Origin of the sequence: Cellulomonas persica, from assembly GCF_007989825.1 — a bacterium.
Taxonomy (GTDB): Bacteria; Actinomycetota; Actinomycetes; order Actinomycetales; family Cellulomonadaceae; genus Cellulomonas; species Cellulomonas persica.
Map to the genome: position 1 here is coordinate 143,946 of NZ_BJUA01000004.1, position 16,307 is coordinate 160,252.

Below are 16,307 nucleotides of genomic sequence, written 5' to 3' on the forward strand. Positions count from 1 at the left end.
CTACTGGTCGTCGGTCATGTCGCCGGTGCGCGGGTCGTTGCCCGTGGGCGCGTAGCGCAGCGCCACCGCGCCGCCGCTGCCGGACACCGGGGGCTCGAGCAGCCGCAGCTCGGACGGGCGCACACCCTCCGGGAAGACGCGCTTGCCCTGCCCGAGCAGCACCGGGTACACCCACAGCGTCAGCACGTCGAACAGCCGCTCGGCGAGCAGCGTCTGGACGAGGTCGAGGCTCCCGATCACGTGCGTGCTCTCGTGCCGCTCGCGCAGCGCACGGACCTCGGCGACCAGGTCGGGGCCGAGCAGGGTGGACCCGTTCCACTCGAGGGTCGGGGTGCCGCGGCTCGCGACGTACTTCGGGACGGCGTTGAGCTTGCGCCCGATGTCGTCCGCGTGGTGCGGCCAGTACCCGGCGAAGATGTCGTACGTCCGCCGCCCGAGCAGCAGCGCGTCCATCGCCTGGATCCCCGCCATCACCTGACGGCCGACGGCGTCGTCGAACAGCGGCGCCTGCCACCCGCCGAACGGGAACCCGCCGGACGGGTCCTCGTCGGGCCCGCCGGGCGCCTGGGCGACGCCGTCGAGCGTGACGAACAGGTCGATGAACAGGCGGCCCATGGCGTGCTCCCTCGCTCCGTTCCGGGCGGACGTCCGAGCCTAACCGGAGGGGGCGGGCGAACGCCCGGGAGCACGACGAGGGGCGCCGCACCGTGGTGGTGCGACGCCCCTCGTCGTGCTCCCGCCCCGTCAGGGGCAGCGGATCAGCTGCAGGACAGCGTGGCCGCTGCAGGCGGGGTGCTGTTGCCGAGGAACCCGAAGGTGGTCGAACCACCCGGGGCGACCGACCCGTTGTACGGGGCGTTGGTCACGGTGCTGCCGGAGACCACACCGTTCCAGAGGTTGTTCGTCGAGACACCGGACGGGAGCGTGACGCGCCACCCGTTGAGCCCGGACGAGCCGGCGGTGATCTTGACCTCGGCCTGGTAGCCACCCGGCCAGCTGTTCACGACCGTGAGGGCGGCGGTGCAGCTGCCCGGCGGCGGAGGCGTGGTCGAGGTCGGCGTGGGCGTCGGGGTCGGGGTGCTCGTCGGCTCCTCGGTGGGCGTCTGCGTCGGCGTCGGCGTGGCGGTGGGCGACTGGGTCGGCTGCGCGCTGTTCAGCGCGTCGAGCGTCGCCGTGTACGCCTGCTTCTTGTTGCCGCTGTTGTCGAACAGCAGCGGCGTGCCGTACGAGCGCCACGAGTCGCTGTCACGCACACCCCACACCGTGATGCCGGTGCAACGGTCGACGGCGAGGCACGCCTGCACGACGCGGCGGTAGTTGTCCGCCTGCTGCGAGCCGGAGCCCTCGATGTCGAGCTCGGTGATCTGCACGTCCACGCCGAGAGCGGCGAAGCTCGAGATCGTCGTCTGGTAGTTGCTCGGGACCGGGCTCTGCGCGTTGAAGTGCGACTGCAGGCCGACGCAGTCGATCGGCACACCGCGCGACTTGAAGTCACGGACCATGCGGTAGACGCCCTGGGTCTTGGCGTGCGACCAGTCGTCGATGTTGTAGTCGTTGTAGCAGAGCTTCGCGTTCGGGTCCGCGGTGCGGGCCGTGCGGAACGCGACCTCGATCCAGTCGGAGCCGGTGCGCTCGAGGTTCGAGTCGCGGCGGCCGCCCGACGAGCCGTCGGCGAACGCCTCGTTCACGACGTCCCAGGCGTAGATCTTGCCCTTGTAGTACGACGCGACGCCGTTGACGTGGTTGATCATCGCCTGGCGCAGGCTCGAGCCCTCCATGCGCTGCATCCAGCTCGGCTGCTGCGAGTACCACGCGAGGGCGTGACCACGGACCTGCTTGCCGTTCTGGCGGGCCCAGTTGAGGATCTGGTCGCCCTGGCTGAAGTTGAACTGCCCCTGGTTGGGCTCGGTCGCGTCCATCTTCATCTCGTTCTCGGCCGTGATCATGTTGAACTCACGGTTCGCGATGGACGAGTAGGTCGAGTCGCTGAGCTTGTACGCGGCGATGGCGGTGCCGAAGTACCGGCCGCTCTGGGCGGCAGCCGCCTGCAGGGTGCTGCCGGCAGCCTGGGCCGGGAGGGTCGCTGCGATCGTCGCCGCGAGGGTCAGGACGGCAAGGCCCGCGGCGCCTCGAGCGCCGAGCCCACGCCCGCGTCTGCGCGTGGTTGGGGGGGTCATCGTTCCTCCTTGATCGGCCGAGCGCCGGATCAACTCTGAGCCGGTCGGCGAACGTCACTCTCTGACCGGCCGCACATGCGGTCAACGGACATAAACGTTTGGCTTTCGCGTGACGAGCCGAAACGTCTCGCCATCGATGAAGGGTGTGCGCAGGCAGCGGTCGTCGGTACTGTCGGCCGTGTCGCGCCCATTCCGACGAGGGGGCTCACGTGACCGGTGACGCGCCGACGAAGCGACTTCCTCCGCGCTGGTTCATCCGCACCGCGTGGGTGGTGCACCGCGCGATCTACCGCGTCACGCGCGGGCGCCGCGGGCTCTGGAAGCCCAAGCCCGGCAAGTGGGGAACGATCGTCCTGCGCACCACGGGACGACGAACCGGCGCCGAACGCGTCGCGATCGTCGGCTACCTCGAGGACGGACCGAACCTCGTCACCATGGCGATGAACGGCTGGGCCGACCCCGAGCCCGCGTGGTGGCTCAACCTCCAGGCACACCCGGACGCGACCGTCGAGCTCGCCGACGGCACCCTGCGCGTGCGTGCCCGCGAGGCCGAGGGCGCCGAGCGCGAGCGCCTCTGGGCCGCCTACCAGGCCGTCGACGACGGCCTCGACGCCTACGCCGCCCGCCGCTCGCGCCGCACCGCCATCGTCGTCCTCGAACCGCGCTGACCGCCGCACCCTGCATCCCGCCGGGGCAGTCGGATGGCGCGGGTAGGCTCCGCCACGAGCTGGTCGACGGCTCACCGGGAGGAACGCACGGTGGAGAGCACGTCCGCGCAAACGACGGCGGCGCCAGGGGCGACGGCCCTGCCGCGGCTCAGCCGCGACGGCAGCGTGCACGTCACCGACGAGCGGATCAACACGATCTCGCACCTCGCGGCGAGCTGCTTCGCACTCGTCGGCGGTGCGCTGCTCGTCACCCAGGCCGTCGCCGACGGTGACATCTGGAAGATCGTCGGGCTCAGCGTCTACGCCGCGTCCGTGCTCCTGCTGTTCGTCGCCAGCACGCTGCACCACGGCATCGACGGCGGCCCGCGCGTCAACCGCGTGCTGCGCACGCTCGACTACGCAACGGTGTTCGTCCTCATCGCCGGGACGACGACCCCGATGGTGCTGGTGCTGTTCCGCAACGCGTACGGCTGGACCGTGCTGGGAGCCGTCTGGGCGGTCGCCGCGGTCGGCATCGCGCTGCGGTCGTCGCTGCGCGACCTGCCCAAGTACGTGACGAACACGCTGTACATCGCGATGGGCTGGATGCCCGTGCTGCTCGTCGGCTCCGGTGTCTCCCTGCCCGTCGGGGCGTACCTGCTGCTGGCCGCAGGTGGGCTGGTCTACTGCGTGGGGTTCGTCATCTTCGTGATCGAACGGCCCAACCCCGTGCCCGGCGTGCTCGGCTTCCACGAGATCTGGCACATCCTCGTCGTGCTCGCCGCCGTGCTGCACTACCTGCTGATGTACCGGTACGTGCTGCCGGCCTGACCGCCCTCGTTGCGGCCGTCGCCTGCCGGCATGCCGCAGGATGGTCCCGTGACTGACCTCCCCACCTTCACCGTCGCCGACCTCGAGGCCGAGCCCGTGCTCGACCTGCCGGCGTTCACGCAGGACGACGCCGTGGACCTCGGTCTGCTGGCCGTCACCGTCATCCGCGAGCGCGGCGCGAACCTCGCGGTGCGCGTCGAGATGCACGGCGAGACGGTCTTCCAGGCCCTGACCGGCTCGACCGGCGCGGACAACCTGCCCTGGCTCGAGGGCAAGTCGCGGGTCGTGCACCGCTTCGGCGAGGCGTCGCTGCTGGTCCGCCGGCGCCACGAGGCCGCGGGCACGCCCTTCGACCAGCTTCCCGACGTCGACCACGACCGCTTCAAGGCGCACGGCGGCTCGGTGCCGCTGCGCGTCGCCGGCGAGGTCGTCGGCACCCTGACAACGTCGGGCGAGCCGGACGTCGTCGACCACGCCGTCTCCGCGGAGACGATCCGCCGCTACCTGGAGTCGCGCCCGTCCTGATGGGCGCCCCCCGTAACCTGTACCGCGGACGGCCGACGACCGAGTGCCACCCGAGCCTTCTCTCAGGGTGGCAGTCGGTATGCCGGTCCCGGGCCTCTAGCTCAACTGGCAGAGCAGCGGACTTTTAATCCGCGGGTTGTGGGTTCGATCCCCACGGGGCCCACCAGGGTGTTTGTGCAGGTCAGGCGCCTGCAAAGGGCTGTCGCAGACCCTCGCGTCGAAGATCATTTGAGCCGCTAGTCCGCATCTAGATGTACCCGGCCATCAGGTTGGTGACAGGCGGCTGATCGGTGGGAGTCCTCCGAGGGCGCTGTGGCGCCTGCGAGTGTTGTAGTGCTCGAGCCAGGGGGCAAGGGCTGCGGCGCGTTCGGCGTTGGTGGTGAAGACCTGCCTGTATGCCCACTCGGTCTGCAGGGTGCGGTTCAGGCGCTCGACCTTCCCGTTCTGCCACGGGCAGTGCGGCTTGATGAACACCTGCTTGGCGCCGAGGTCGGCGGCGACGGCGCGTAGGGAGTAGCGATAGGCCCAGGCGTTGTCGGTCATGATCCGTTCGATCCGGGTGATGCCGTGGGCGGCGAAGTATGCGGCGGCCCGGGCCAGGAAGGCGGCGCAGGTGGGGCCCTTCTCGTCGGGCAGGATCTCGGAGTAGGCCAGGCGCGAGTGGTCATCGACCATCGAGTGCACGTAGTCGAACCCGATCGGGGTCTTGTCCACTCGTGCCTGGTGGTTGGCCAGAGTGCCTCCGCTGGCGCGCCAGCCGCCGCCGTCGGGGATGCGTCCGAGCTTCTTGACGTCCATGTGCACGAGGTCGCCGGGCCGGTCACGCTCGTAGCGGACAGCCGTGGCCTTGGATGCGCGGATCACCTGCCCGGTCAGCGGGTCCAGGTCGCGCAGCAGCGGCATGCCGCGCCGGCGCAGGACCCGGGTGATCGTCCTGGCAGGGACACCGAGCTCACCGCTGAGCACGTCAGGGCCGGACCGCTCGCGAGCTCGCGCTGCGCAGATCGCGTCCTCGACCACCGCTGGGGTCCGGGTCGGGCTCGACCGCGGCCTCGATGACCGGTCCAGCAGGCCAGCCGGGCCTTCCATGCGCCAGCGGCGCACCCACCGATACCCGGTCTGCCGGGAGATCCCCAGTTCGTGGGCGACGTGGGCGACCGGTCGACCCTGGTGCACGACACGGTCGATCAGCAGCTGGCGTCCATAGGAGTTGAGGCGGGCGTTAGCGTGAGCCACGAGAACCTCCGGGAGGGTGTGGGCCTTCGACAAGCCACAGCCCAACCGGAGGTTCTCTTGTCGTCAACAACCCACGACGTCACCAACGTCCTGACCGGGTACACCTAGTCCACAGGGCCCGGCCAGTCGTCCGGCGCGCGACGGCTAGACTCCGGGACTCGCGTCTCGAGTCAGTTGCAAGCGCGCTTGGCGAGGTCGCGACCTGCACCCGTCGCATGTCAGACCCCATCTCTAGGGTCACGACACGTGACGAACGCACCGTGGGCCCTCCCCGGATCGAGGCTCCCGCTTGGCTATGGTCGACGCAGTTGCGGCTACACGCGCAACGCCAGATGGAGGGACCACCGATGACTGACCTGCTACCCGAAGGGGTGACGCGGCCCCGGGTCGCCTCCTTCTTCGCTGGCATCGGCGGATTCGATCTGGGTTTCGAGCGGGCTGGCATGGAGACGGTCTGGCAGTGCGAGATCAAGCCCTTCTGCCAGGACGTTCTCGCCCACCATTGGCCGGACGTTCCCAGGGCCACGGATATTCGCCACGTCGAACCAACGGACATCCCCGACGCCGACATCTGGGCCGGAGGGTTTCCCTGCCAGGACATCTCACTAGCAAGAATGGGGCCCCGCAGTGGACTTCACGGATCGCAGTCGGGCCTCTTCTTTGAGTTTGCTCGCCTCCTTGAAGCGCGTCGCCCCAAGGTTGTCGTCCTCGAAAACGTTGCGGGTCTCCTCTCTTCCAACGAAGGAAGAGATTTCGGGCTCGTCGTTCGGACGCTGGCCGACCTCGGGTATGGCGTGGCGTGGCGAGTTCTTGACAGTCGACACTTCGGCGTCCCCCAAAGTCGAACGCGAGTCTTCATTGTCGGATCTCTTGGAGGTCCGGACGCCGCCGCAGCGGTACTTTTTGAGCCCGAATGCGGCGACCGGGATTCTGAGAAGAGCCGACCGAATGGGGAGAAATCTGTTTCCCCCTTTGCGATCAGCGTTGGAGATCCTAAGCGGGGCTTCGTCAAGAAGCTAGCGCACTGCCTTTACGCTGAGTCGGCCCGTCACACGGGTACCGACTGGTCGCGAAACTACGTCTCCTATCCGGACGGTCGCGTCCGCAGGCTGACGCCGCTTGAAGCGGAGCGACTGCAGGGGTTCCCTGAGGGCTGGACCTACCTGCCGAAGTACGCGGACGACCCCGAAAAGCTCGACTCGGCTAGGTACCACGCCTGCGGGAACGCAGTCACGGTCAACGTCATCGAGTGGCTCGGAGAGCGCCTCATGGCTTCTGCCTTCAGCGTGTCCGCGACGGACGCTGAGGCCGTCGCCTAGCTAGACGTGGACCACGAGATCGTTGTATTCGTCCAGGAAGCGCTGCGCTGGCCGGTCAACCAGCCTTTGCGGTAGGCGCGCGTCCGGAACCGCGCCGCACACCGCGTCGAGCAGCTCGACCGTCCGCGCGTCTGCCGCGAGCAGCGCCCTCGCGTCGTCGATCAGCGAGACTCGATAGATGCCGCCAGCCAGGTCAAGGCGGAGCACGCGGTTGTCGAACGCCCAGTGGTGCTGCTTGCACAGCATCAGACCGTTCGGAACGACGTCCAGGTCGTACGCACCCCACGGCAAGATGTGTGCAGCGTCGACGCCGCTGTTCATCCGCCCCTGCTGACGGGGTGCGCGCAGCCCACAGAACACGCATCGGTAGTCGTAGGCAGCCTGGACCTTGATCCGGAAGGCTGAGGCGGCTGCGCCGCGCGCGCGCCGCAGTCGATAGATGTGCTCGGCCCGCAGCCGGACGTCGGGGGCGTCCTCCGGCGTCTCTGGCGGTGTCGGGACAGTGATTTCGTCGAGACCGCTCACGCCGGCCAGTACCCGCAATGCGGGCAACGGATCTGTACCCGGCAGGTAGTACGCGTCGTACCAGTCCAGCGCGCCGATGATCTCGTCGACAACCGCGCGCACAGCGGCGCCGATCTCGGACGCACCGTCGACCAGTGCCGCGTGCTGCCGCACTAGGCTCGCGAGACCGTCGGGCAGGTTGTCTGCCGCATTGTGTAGCTGGCGGACCTGAGCGGCACGAGTCGCGAACGCGATACGTTCCCTTAGTCGGCCGTCCTCGATGTCGCCAGACCTGCTCACCAATGAGGTCGGGCGGATCAAGGCGCTGTTACCCGTCTGCCGCACGACCACGATGTCGATATCGAGGATGTAGCGCTGGTCGATGACGATCGGCAAGGCGCGAGAGATCCGGTCCTCTTCCCGCGTCGGTGGCGGCATGAGGAGGAGGGACGCCATCTGGGGAGCGAGGTGTCCATCGCGGCGGCTCTCCACCAGCCGCAGCCGCAACTTTCCTCCCTGCTTGTCGACTCGCAGGTTCGACGGCTTCTCACCCCAGGGCGTCTCCAACTGAAAGGACACGCCCTCGAAGTCCGACGCCACGCGCGGACCCTGGCGACCGACAAGCTCGTACTCGCCTCTACCGCCGCTTGGACGCTTGTGGATCGAGAGTGTGTCGACGTCGCCGAACGTGGTCATGATCGGGACCCTAGCGACGCGACAGCGTCTACAGGCATGGGCCGCGCCGCGGGCGACGCCGCAGCCATAGGCTTGGCCAGGTGGCGACCATGGATTCGTCCTGGGCGAGCAGTCCCGGGGTCCGCCGCTCGATGCTCGGGAATCGCTCACGAGACACGGCACCGGAGCTAGCGGTCCGCCGCGCTGCTCATGCGCTCGGGATGCGCTACTCCGTCGCAGTCCGCCCGATCCCAACGCTGAGACGTACGGCGGACATGGTGTTCCCTCGCGCGCGAGTCGCCGTGTTCGTCGACGGCTGCTATTGGCACGGGTGCCCCGTGCACTTCAAGGCTCCCGCCTCGCACACTGAGTACTGGGGTCCGAAGATCGAACGGAACAGGGCACGCGACGCTGAGACGACGCGCGTGCTTCGTGACGCCGGGTGGACGGTCCTGCGCTTCTGGGAGCATGACGACGCGGCGACGTGTGCGATTGCAATCCGCGCGACCGTCCAGGACTGCACAGGGGCGCGACGTGCGACCGGTCAGAAGTAGATGATCAACGCTTGCCACAGGAGTTCGTCAATGAGTGCGTCGCCCGGCTCGAATGCGACGGGCGGTATCTGTGCCGTACCCCATCGCTCGGCGTACAGCTCGAACGCTCGTAGGGCCGCGTAGTCAGCCCCGCCGTAAGGGCGGACGAAGTGACAGCCCCCCGTCCCGTCGTTGCTGGTGATCGCGATGTCGACGCCGCCATAGCAAAGGATCGCCTCGAACCTAAGCGTCTCCTGGCCACCGAGTTCGGAGACCCGGATGCGCCGAAGTGCGTAGGGGCAGTCCTCCGGAATGGACCGGGTCGGGACGTCGCCGCTCCCGCTCACATACTGCTCCTCGAGGGGCGCAGGGGACACGGATTCGTCATTCATCGATGCGCTCCGGCACGCTGCCTCAGCACCCACGCGACGATCTGGCCCGCGACGCCCTGGCCCTCGTCACAACGCTCGAGGCCGGCCAGCGGGCCGTCGGGGATGACCCGGCGCACGCCGACCCGGTGGACCGCGACCGCATAGGACAGATCGCTGACGTCGAGCCACGCCACGATCCCTGCATGGATGTCGAGCAACAGCGCGAGCCACACGGTGCCGTCGTCGTCGAGGTCCGGCAGCGCGTCGATCCCGCTGGCGCACAGCGACGTGGCGACGGCGGCGGCAAGCTCGGCGTCCGCGATACGTGCGCTCACCGGGCACCGGCCGTGGCCCGCTCGCGCTCGAGCGCGCGGTACAGGCTGCTGCGACCAACGCCGAGCGTCCGAGCCACCGAGACCACGGACTGCCCGCCATCGATGAGTCGACGGGCCGCTGCGAGAGGAGCCTGACCCGGTTTCCCGGACAGTTCGGGTTGGTTGATCATGCCGCCGCGGTAGCGGTGGTGTGAAGGTCCTCGAAGTCGTTCGGGGACCGGTAGCCGAGGCCGGAGTGGCGCCGGTGGGGGTTGTAGAAGCCTTCGATCCACTCGAAGATCCCCGCGGCGAGCTCCTCGCGGCTGGCCCAGGTGCGCCGGTCCAGGAGCTCGCGCTGCATGGTCGACCAGAACGACTCCATCATCGTGTTGTCCACGCTCGAGGCGACCCGGCCCATGGACCCGAGCAGGCCGGCCGAGCGCAGCCGGTGCCCGAAGATCCACGAGGTGTACTGGGCTCCGCGGTCCGCGTGGACGATCACGCCCGGCGCGGGCTGGCGGGTCCAGATGGCCATCTGCAGGGCGTCGACGACCAGCTCGGAGCGCATGTGGTCCGCGATCGACCACCCCACGACCTTGCGGGTGAACACGTCCAGGACCGCGGCGCAGTAGACCTTCCCGGTGTTCGTGGGGTGCTCGGTGATGTCGGTGCACCACAACCGGTCCGGGCTGTCGGCGGGAAGCGCCGGCGGACCAGGTCCTCGTGCGGTGCAGGCAGCGGCCGCTGTCCACGACGTTTGCGCCGGTGACACACCCCGGCCAGGCCCGCGGAGCGCATCAGCCGGGCCACGCGCTTGCGCCCGCAGGCCAGACTCAGACCGAGCCGCAGCTCGGCATGGACCCGGGGAGCCCCGTAGGTGCACCGCGACATCTGGTGGACCGCCACGATCGTCGCGGTGAGCTCGGCGTCGGCCAGCGACCGGGCCGAGGGCGGCCGGACCTGCCAGTCGTAGTAGCCGGACCTGGAGACCTTCAGCACCCGGCAGGGCACCGTGACGGACACCCCGTCCTCGGCGAGCTCACGGACCAGCCGGAACGTCATTTTGGGAGGACGTTCTCCCGGGCGAAGTAGGCGCTGGCGCGCTTGAGGATCTCGTTCTCCATCTCCAGCACCCGGGTCCGGCGGCGCAGCTCGACCAGCTCCTTGCGTTCCTCGCTGGTCAGACCCTCCCGACGGCCGGTGTCCACGTCGTCCTGGGCCATCCACCGACGCAGGCACGACTCGCTGATCCCTAGGTCGGCCGCGACCTTCGCGACCGGCTGCTGGCCACTGCGGGCCAGGTCCACTGCTCGGCGCCGGAACTCCGGCGGCTTGGCTGCAGGCACAAGGACTCCTCTCGAAGGTGACATCGTCACCTCACGGCAGGTGTCCGGGAAACCGGGGCAGGCTCCCTCCGAGTGGTGTGCTGCCTCTCCGGTTGAGCGGCAACGCCCAAAAGCAGATCACGGCAGGCGCTTCAGACCCCGAAAATCCCCCTGGCGACCCCCCTGTTGGGCAGAACGCAAGTCGAGACGCGCGTAAACATGCGGAACGCCCCGCCGAAAGTGCTGCCGGCGGGGCGTTCCTGAGGTTGGCGCAGCGAGTGGTCAGTGCGCTGCGGCGTACGCCGCGCGCACCTCGGCGGAGATCCGTCCCCGCTCGGAAACGGTGTGCCCGTTCGCCTTCGCCCAGTCACGCAGCTCGGTCGGGCTCGGACCGTCACCAGCGGGGCGACGCGACGACCGTCGGACACTTGCGCCGAGAAGGCGTTCTGTTCTTACGGGAAGACCCAAGCGGTCTACTACTCGTGGCACTGGGGGTGCATGACGCCATGGGCAAAGACTCAGGTGATGGTTGGCGTGTGGACCTTCCCCGTGGTAGTTACCGGCGTCAAGGGGACAGCGACGAACAACTGGAAGTTCACCTACCGCGTCGACGACCCGCCGTGCACGGTGGGCACGCCCTGCTAGCGGATTGATCGCGCCTGGCCGACCTGTCGGTAAGGCGGCGCACGGGTCGCCCTGCGAAGGGCGAGAAGGGCAGGAAGTAGACCCCGGCGTCGCGCCAGGCGCACCGTCATGCCGCGCGCAGCGAGTGCCCGCCGAAGCGCATCCTCGTCGCCGCCTGCCTCGAGCAAGCCGACGGGGAGCGCCATGGTCCGCCGTGCTGCCGACGGTTCGGCCGCAGCGATGCGCACAGCCGTCCTTGTCTTCGTGGCGGCTGCGCCCTGCGAGGCATCGCGGGCGACGCGCAGCCCCGAGGGCCGCGGTCTTGCGGTCCGCGCCGGGCGGCCGCCCGGTCCCGTTCGGCCCGGGCCGCCAGCGTGGCCGGGGTGGTCCACCCGTCTGGTCCGGTGGGCCGCCGGGCGGCCTCCGACCGTGTCGGCCGGCCCGCTCGGGTCGGCCCAGCTGCACAGTCGCACCGCCGGTCCCGAGGGTGTGTCGCCACGGCGCAGACCTCTGTCGCCTGCGTGCACGGCGCGTGCGTCGTGCGCGCGCAGACGCCTCAGGCCGGGACGACGAGGCCGTCGAGCCAGGTCTGCCAGGCGGGCTGCTCGTCGCGCGCGTACGTGGCGGCGTCCGGGCCGAACAGGTAGCCGCGCACGCCGACGGAGACCTCACCCTCGTCGGCCCCGTGAACGCCGACCGTGAGCAGGCCGGGGACCGGCGCGTGGAGCCGGACGAGCGCGTGGCGGTCGCCGAGGCCCTCGACGGTCCCGGTGCTGCCGCGCAGCTCGAACGCCTGGCCCTCCTCGGCGAGGCCGAGCTGGTCGCGGACCAGGGTCCACAGCGTCGTCTCGTCGCCCGGGTGGGACGCGGAGGCCTCGAGCGGGGTGGCGTGCTGGCCGGCGAAGCCCGCGAGGTAGAGCCGCAGGACGTCGAACGACGGCATCCAGGCGCGCTGCATGTCGTCCCACCACTCCTGCTCCCAGTCGGCGCCGATGCCGAAGCCGCTGGTGGTCACGCGCACGACGCACGTGCCACCCGAGTTCGACTCGATGACGAACTCCGAGGTCATGGGGCTGAGCTCGTCTGGGCTCTTGCCCATGAGCGTCGCCCAGTCCTCCTCGTAGGCGAGGACGCGCGGCGGGTCCCACCGCGTGACGTGGCCGTCGGAGCCCATGCCCTCGCCCATCTCGAAGCGCAGGGCGCCGCCCTCGCGCTCCTCGAGGACCGTGGGCAGGAACCACGAGCTCAGGCCCGGTGCGGTGGCGATGGCCTGCCACACCTGCTCGGGCGTGCCGGGCACCTCGACGCTGAACTGCATGCGGTACGGGACGTTCGGGTTCGTGCTCATGGCGTCTCCTCCTCGGGGACGGGGTGGGCGGCGACGACGAGGCGGTGCGGGCGCCCGTCGTCGTGGTGGTAGCGCGCGGCCAGGTCGAGCACCGCGGCGGTGAGCTCGTCGGCGAACGCCGCGCGGTCGGCGGCGGAGCGGAAGCCGATCTGCGTGTCGATCGTGAGCGTGGGGACGCGTGCGCCCGAGGCGGCGGCGCGACGGACGAGCGTGCCGACCTCGCGCACCACGCGGCCGGCGAGCGCGACGAGGTAGCCGGCGGAGAGCCGGTCGCCGGCGGAACCGGGGTCTGCGGCGCTCGCGGTGACGGCGGCGGGCGAGACGACGTAGCGCGTCGCGGACGCCTGCAGCACGCGTTCGGTCAGTCCGCCGTGACGACGCTCCTCGGCCAGCTCGACGAGGCCGTGGGCCTCGAGCGAACGCAGGTGGTAGTTGACCTTCTGGCGGGGGAGCCCGACGCGCGTGGCGAGCCCGGCAGCCGAGGCCGGCACGGTCAGCTCGGCGAGCAGTCGCGCGCGGATCGGGTCCAGTGCCGCAGCGGCGGCGCTGGCGTTCTCGATGACTTCGACGTCCTGCATGACACCAACGTCCTCTTGACAACAAGATCTGTCAATAGGAGCGGCCGGTCCCAGGACGCACACGGCCGCCGCCGGTCGGGAGTCGACCGGCGGCGGCCGGGAGAGGGGAGCAGGGGTGGGTCGACGAGCTCAGGCCTCGTCGGCGACCCCGTCGTCGCGCGGGTTGAGGTTGGCGGCCTCGGCGTCGGTGTCCTCGTCCTCGGTCGCGCTGCCGGCGGCGGCGGCTCCCGTGCGGGGGTTCAGCGAGCCCGGGTCGGAGTCGGGGTCGGTGCGAGGGTCGTAGTCCGGCTGGCTCTGCTCGCTCATCGTCGTCTCCTCGTCGTATTCGTCGTCCGTCTCCACGCTCGCACCCGGGGCCGGCGGTCGCCACCGGGCGCCGCGACGGCGTCGACAACCCTGCGCCGCACCGCGCTCGGCCCCGAGGGCAGGTCGGCTCGCCTCGGGGCGAAAGTCGGAACCGGTCTCTCGGGTGCCGAAACGGTTCGGGTCGTCGCGCACCTCTCGGAAAGCGCTCTTTCACGGTGCAATGTGAAGGCTCACATCGGCGGTCGAACGGGCGCGCAACGCACCTGCACCGACGATCGTCGGACCTGTCCGCAGCGGGCAACGGTCGCCCGACGCGCCTGAACGGCTCAAAGGAGAGCACCTCATGAGAGCAGCACATCTCGCCCCGACGAGGCGCCGCCGCAAGGTGGCCGCGGTCCTCGTCGCGGCGGCCACAGCCGTGTCGGCGGGCGTCCTCGCGCTCGTCGTCGCACCCGCGGCCACGGCGGCCACCGTGGACACCAACGCCTCGTACGTCCTCCTCAACAGGGGGAGCGGCAAGGCGCTCGACGTGTACAACCTCGCGACGAACGACGGCGCGAAGATCGTGCAGTGGTCGCGGAACAACGGCGCGCAGCAGCAGTGGCAGTTCGTCGACTCCGGCAACGGGTATTACCGGCTGAAGTCGCGGCTGTCGGGCAAGGTCCTCGACGTCTACAACTGGTCGACGTCCGACGGCGGGGCGATCGTGCAGTACACCGACTACAACCAGAACAACCAGCAGTTCCGCCTGCAGGACACGTCCAACGGCTACGTGACGCTCATCAGCCGGCACTCCGGCAAGGCCGTCGAGGTGCAGGGCGCGTCCACCGCTGACGGCGCGAACGTCGTCCAGTACTCCAGCTGGGGCGGGAACAACCAGCAGTGGCAGCTCGTGCGTGTGGACGGCGGCACCGACCCCGGCCCCTCGCCGTCGCCCACCCCGACGCAGACCCAGAACCCCAACCCCGGCGGCACGTGCCAGCTGCCGTCGTCGTACCGCTGGTCCTCCTCCGGTGTGCTCGCGCAGCCGCGCTCGGGCTGGGCGTCCCTGAAGGACTTCACGGTCGCGCCGTACAACGGCCAGCAGCTCGTCTACGCCACCACGCACGACACCGGCAGCTCGTGGGGCTCGATGAACTTCGGCCTGTTCACCAACTACTCGCAGATGGCCTCGGCCAGCCAGAACGCGATGCCGTTCAGCGCGGTCGCGCCGTCGCTGTTCTACTTCGCACCGAAGGGCGTCTGGGTCCTGGCGTACCAGTGGGGCGGCCCGGCGTTCTCGTACCGGACCTCGACGAACCCCGCCAACGTCAACAGCTGGTCGTCGGCGCAGACGCTGTTCACCGGCTCCATCTCCAACTCGGGGACCGGCCCGATCGACCAGGCGCTGATCGGTGACAGCCAGAACATGTACCTGTTCTTCGCGGGTGACAACGGCCGCATCTACCGTGCGTCCATGCCGATCGGGAACTTCCCGGGCAGCTTCGGGTCGAACTACACGACGGTCATGACGGACTCGACCAACAACCTGTTCGAGGCCGTCCAGGTCTACAAGCTCCAGAACCAGAACAAGTACCTGATGATCGTCGAGGCCATCGGCTCGCAGGGTCGCTACTTCCGGTCCTTCACGGCCGACCGGCTCGACGGCTCGTGGACCCCGCAGGCGACCTCGGAGAGCAACCCGTTCGCGGGCAAGGCGAACTCCGGTGCGACGTGGACGAACGACATCAGCCACGGTGAGCTGCTGCGTACCAACGCCGACCAGACCATGACGGTCGACCCCTGCAACCTGCAGCTGCTGTACCAGGGCCGCAGCCCGAGCTCCGGCGGCGACTACGGCCTCCTGCCGTACCGGCCGGGTCTGCTGACCCTGCAGCGGTAACCCGTCCAGGCTGGTCAGGGCTGAGGCCCGCCCGGACGATGCGCCCGCCTCGCGCCACCCGTTCCCGGTTCTGCCGGACGGCGCGAGGCGGGCGCCTCCGCGTCCGCACGCGCTCGTCGGCGCCTGAGCCACGACCCCGCGTCTGGCTCCGGCTCACGAGCATGGTCCCGGGCAGGCGCCGGCTCGTCGTCTGTCTAGGGCGCGTCGGTCAGGGGCTTCTTGAAGAAGGTGGCGGACTCCTCGTAGCCGAGCGCGGTGTAGAACGCGCCTGCTCGTCGGCTCGCGAGCGCGAGGTAGGCGGCGCCGTTGTCGCGTCCCCACTGCTCGGCGTGACGCATGAGGTCTCGGCCCACGCCTGACCGGCGGCGGTGTCAGCGACCATGACCTCCTCGACCCAGGCGACCGGGCCGTTGGCGAGGAACGTCAGGTGCCGGTGGGCGAGCAGGTACCCCACCACGACCTCGTCGGACTCGGCGACGGCGACCAGCGCGCCCGGGGCCGAGCGCAAGGCCCGCCACGTCGCCTCGAAGGCCTCGCGCCGCGGGGCGAACGACGTCGCGAAGTCGCGAGCGAGCGGCCAGACCTGGTCGGAGTCGGCCGCCCGCGCGACGCGGACGAGCGGGCGAGGGTTCTGCGGCATCGACGCAGTGTCGCGAGCGGCCGTGCATGCCGCAAGGGCGTGGGTCGACGCCCGTCGCACGCAGACTCCGGAGGTGCGGCTCTCCACACGCTCGCTCGTCGTCGAGGGGGCCCGCCGGACGGTCGGTACGCCGGCTGCACGACGCGCACCCGCGACCGCTACGGCGCTGCGGAAGGTACCGGGTCGTGCAGCACCACCTCGGTGGAGCTGCCGCGAGCCAGCACGAACCAGTAGACAGCCGCAGCCACACCCACCGCAGCCAGGACGACGCCCACGCCCAACCACACGTTGCGACGCAGGTCGGGGCACTTGACCTGCAGCCAGACGCCCACTCCGAGTGCGAGCAGGGACACCACCGCCCCAGCGGGCGGCAGCAGCACCAGCAGCACCAGGCCCGTGACAGCGGTGACCACGGCACCTGTCACCGCACGCCGGTCGTCTGCGGTCAGCGTCCTCGGGTGTTCGACGCTGG

At 69.9% G+C, this 16,307-nt stretch carries 21 protein-coding genes, 1 tRNA gene and 1 pseudogene; 7 read left to right on the top strand and 16 right to left on the bottom strand.

All coding sequences use genetic code 11. The annotated features are described in order from the left end of the window. Complete coding sequence (locus tag CPE01_RS05455) at positions 1–615, bottom strand: dihydrofolate reductase family protein (protein ID WP_146805632.1); 615 nt, start codon at positions 613–615, stop codon at positions 1–3. Positions 616–758: 143 nt separating this feature from the next. Beyond that, positions 759–2,177: an endo-1,4-beta-xylanase gene (locus tag CPE01_RS05460; RefSeq protein WP_146805633.1), complete on the bottom strand. Its 1,419-nt coding sequence runs from the start codon at positions 2,175–2,177 to the stop codon at positions 759–761. Positions 2,178–2,386: 209 nt separating this feature from the next. Between CPE01_RS05460 and CPE01_RS05465 the strand changes: the two genes are divergently transcribed. The 4 genes from CPE01_RS05465 (at position 2,387) to CPE01_RS05480 (ending at position 4,346) form a co-directional block, all read left to right on the top strand. After that, positions 2,387–2,845: a nitroreductase/quinone reductase family protein gene (locus CPE01_RS05465; RefSeq protein ID WP_146805634.1), complete on the top strand. Its 459-nt coding sequence runs from the start codon at positions 2,387–2,389 to the stop codon at positions 2,843–2,845. A gap of 90 nt (positions 2,846–2,935) precedes the next feature. Beyond that, positions 2,936–3,655 (top strand): PAQR family membrane homeostasis protein TrhA, encoded by a 720-nt coding sequence (trhA, locus tag CPE01_RS05470; protein WP_146805635.1) that lies wholly within the window; start codon positions 2,936–2,938, stop codon positions 3,653–3,655. Between the two features lie 48 nt (positions 3,656–3,703). Then, positions 3,704–4,180: a heme-degrading domain-containing protein gene (locus tag CPE01_RS05475; protein WP_146805636.1), complete on the top strand. Its 477-nt coding sequence runs from the start codon at positions 3,704–3,706 to the stop codon at positions 4,178–4,180. Between the two features lie 90 nt (positions 4,181–4,270). Further along, positions 4,271–4,346 (top strand) — tRNA-Lys (locus CPE01_RS05480). A gap of 98 nt (positions 4,347–4,444) precedes the next feature. On the opposite strand, the gene CPE01_RS05485 is transcribed toward CPE01_RS05480, so the two are convergent. Next, on the bottom strand, positions 4,445–5,416 hold the full coding sequence (locus tag CPE01_RS05485) for an IS481 family transposase (RefSeq protein ID WP_146805637.1): 972 nt from the start codon (positions 5,414–5,416) through the stop codon (positions 4,445–4,447). A 347-nt stretch (positions 5,417–5,763) separates the two neighbouring features. Here CPE01_RS05485 and CPE01_RS05490 point away from each other — a divergent pair, with 347 nt between their 5' ends. Next, a complete protein-coding gene (locus CPE01_RS05490; protein ID WP_146805638.1) occupies positions 5,764–6,735 on the top strand; it encodes a DNA cytosine methyltransferase in 972 nt (323 codons plus the stop codon). Here CPE01_RS05490 and CPE01_RS05495 read toward each other — a convergent pair whose 3' ends face one another. Beyond that, a complete protein-coding gene (locus CPE01_RS05495) occupies positions 6,736–7,935 on the bottom strand; it encodes an HNH endonuclease (protein ID WP_146805639.1) in 1,200 nt (399 codons plus the stop codon). It lies immediately after the preceding gene. Between the two features lie 89 nt (positions 7,936–8,024). On the opposite strand from CPE01_RS05495, the gene CPE01_RS05500 reads away from it, so the two are divergent. After that, positions 8,025–8,468: a very short patch repair endonuclease gene (locus CPE01_RS05500; RefSeq protein WP_146805739.1), complete on the top strand. Its 444-nt coding sequence runs from the start codon at positions 8,025–8,027 to the stop codon at positions 8,466–8,468. Here CPE01_RS05500 and CPE01_RS05505 read toward each other — a convergent pair. From CPE01_RS05505 to CPE01_RS16375, 10 genes and pseudogenes are all read right to left on the bottom strand, one after another. Then, the gene (locus CPE01_RS05505; protein ID WP_146805640.1) at positions 8,459–8,794 is read right to left on the bottom strand and encodes a hypothetical protein; all 336 of its coding nucleotides are present in this window, start codon (positions 8,792–8,794) and stop codon (positions 8,459–8,461) included. The genes CPE01_RS05500 and CPE01_RS05505 overlap by 10 nt on opposite strands. Positions 8,795–8,835: 41 nt before the next feature. Next, on the bottom strand, positions 8,836–9,153 hold the full coding sequence (locus CPE01_RS05510) for a hypothetical protein (RefSeq protein WP_146805641.1): 318 nt from the start codon (positions 9,151–9,153) through the stop codon (positions 8,836–8,838). Beyond that, the gene (locus CPE01_RS17000) at positions 9,150–9,323 is read right to left on the bottom strand and encodes a helix-turn-helix domain-containing protein (protein ID WP_146805642.1); all 174 of its coding nucleotides are present in this window, start codon (positions 9,321–9,323) and stop codon (positions 9,150–9,152) included. The genes CPE01_RS05510 and CPE01_RS17000 overlap by 4 nt, the downstream gene beginning before the upstream one ends. Beyond that, positions 9,320–10,015, bottom strand: coding sequence for an IS3 family transposase (locus CPE01_RS05520; RefSeq protein WP_146805643.1), 696 nt, complete (start codon positions 10,013–10,015; stop codon positions 9,320–9,322). Before CPE01_RS05520 ends, CPE01_RS17000 begins: the two co-directional genes overlap by 4 nt. Continuing rightward, positions 9,901–10,194, bottom strand: a pseudogene (locus CPE01_RS17005) (IS3 family transposase); the annotation flags it as partial. The gene CPE01_RS05520 and the pseudogene CPE01_RS17005, both read right to left, overlap by 115 nt. Further along, complete coding sequence (locus CPE01_RS05530; RefSeq protein WP_186811418.1) at positions 10,191–10,478, bottom strand: transposase; 288 nt, start codon at positions 10,476–10,478, stop codon at positions 10,191–10,193. The pseudogene CPE01_RS17005 and the gene CPE01_RS05530, both read right to left, overlap by 4 nt. A gap of 261 nt (positions 10,479–10,739) precedes the next feature. Continuing rightward, positions 10,740–10,946, bottom strand: coding sequence for an Lsr2 family DNA-binding protein (locus CPE01_RS16690; RefSeq protein ID WP_307723676.1), 207 nt, complete (start codon positions 10,944–10,946; stop codon positions 10,740–10,742). A 691-nt stretch (positions 10,947–11,637) separates the two neighbouring features. Next, complete coding sequence (locus tag CPE01_RS05540; RefSeq protein WP_146805645.1) at positions 11,638–12,429, bottom strand: SRPBCC family protein; 792 nt, start codon at positions 12,427–12,429, stop codon at positions 11,638–11,640. After that, entirely contained in the window at positions 12,426–13,007 is a 582-nt protein-coding gene (locus CPE01_RS05545; protein WP_146805646.1) for an ArsR/SmtB family transcription factor, read from the bottom strand. The genes CPE01_RS05540 and CPE01_RS05545 overlap by 4 nt, the downstream gene beginning before the upstream one ends. 129 nt (positions 13,008–13,136) lie before the next feature. Further along, positions 13,137–13,313, bottom strand: coding sequence for a hypothetical protein (locus CPE01_RS16375; protein WP_186811419.1), 177 nt, complete (start codon positions 13,311–13,313; stop codon positions 13,137–13,139). Positions 13,314–13,656: 343 nt separating this feature from the next. Between CPE01_RS16375 and CPE01_RS05550 the strand changes: the two genes are divergently transcribed. Continuing rightward, complete coding sequence (locus CPE01_RS05550; RefSeq protein WP_146805647.1) at positions 13,657–15,195, top strand: non-reducing end alpha-L-arabinofuranosidase family hydrolase; 1,539 nt, start codon at positions 13,657–13,659, stop codon at positions 15,193–15,195. 194 nt (positions 15,196–15,389) lie between these two features. Here the strand turns inward: CPE01_RS05550 and CPE01_RS16695 are convergent, their stop codons facing one another. After that, positions 15,390–15,533 carry an N-acetyltransferase gene (locus CPE01_RS16695; protein ID WP_246783761.1) on the bottom strand — a complete coding sequence of 48 codons (144 nt, stop codon included), beginning with the start codon at positions 15,531–15,533 and terminating at the stop codon, positions 15,390–15,392. Between the two features lie 460 nt (positions 15,534–15,993). After that, entirely contained in the window at positions 15,994–16,248 is a 255-nt protein-coding gene (locus CPE01_RS05560; protein WP_146805648.1) for a hypothetical protein, read from the bottom strand. Between the last annotated feature and the right edge of the window lie 59 nt (positions 16,249–16,307).